Raw genomic sequence first — 782 nt, forward strand, 5'->3', positions numbered from 1 at the left:
TAAAAAAAAAAAAACCCCGCACATTTCTTCGTACAATGCCACAGTGGAAGGAACACAGGCCTTCAATATTAAGACCTAAATTTGCAAAAAACTTGGAGCTTGGTTTTTTGTTTTGTTTGGTTTTGTTTTGTTTGAATCAAACCACCACATCATTTAAAAATTTTACACGTTCTAATTATTCGGTTCCAAAACACCAAACTTGTACTGCACACGGTCCCCATGGAAAGGCCCCCTCAGCAGGACAGCCACAGATGCTGCCATGAAAGGGCAGCAGGGTGCCCTCCTCCCTTGTTTGCTGCCTGGGCGGCCACCGGGTTTTGAAACCCATGCACCCTACTAAGTTTCTAGGGTGCAATTCGTGGACCCTTCCCTTTCCCATCCCAGCAGGTGGTCAAGGGCCCGCTGGCCTCCAAAGTGCCAGAAGCAGGGCTGGGCCAGCCGGCCAGAGTTCAGGGTTCTGGCCCTTGGACTTGCAGCGGACACTCGGCTGCTTGGGAAAACCGCGCGGCTCTGACCTTTCAGCAAAGGGGTGGAGCGGTCAAGGCCTTGAGCCCAAAGGCGAGGCCTTTCTGCGACCGCCAGGTTGTGCCAACAGAGGGCGGACTACGTGGTTCCCTGCTCCACGCAGTCCCAGTTCCCTGACCTGTGGTCCGCACCCCTCCGCCGCGCCCACTGGATGCCGACCCTTGGGGACACAGGAGCGCACGCAATGGGCGTTCCAAGCCGCCACGGCGACCCCCGAGAGGACAACGGGGAAGCCCTCCCCCAGCCCCGCCAGGAGC

Annotated in this window: 1 protein-coding gene; it reads left to right on the plus strand. The window is 56.8% G+C overall.

What is annotated here, in order from left to right; all coding sequences use genetic code 11:
• Positions 1–263 (plus strand): hypothetical protein (locus IEY14_RS25810; RefSeq protein ID WP_210318595.1); only part of this gene is annotated, 263 nt, incomplete at its 5' end.
• Positions 264–782: the final 519 nt, after the last annotated feature.

Origin of the sequence: Aureimonas endophytica, assembly GCF_014642635.1 — a bacterium.
GTDB classification, from domain to species: Bacteria; Pseudomonadota; Alphaproteobacteria; order Rhizobiales; family Rhizobiaceae; genus Plantimonas; species Plantimonas endophytica.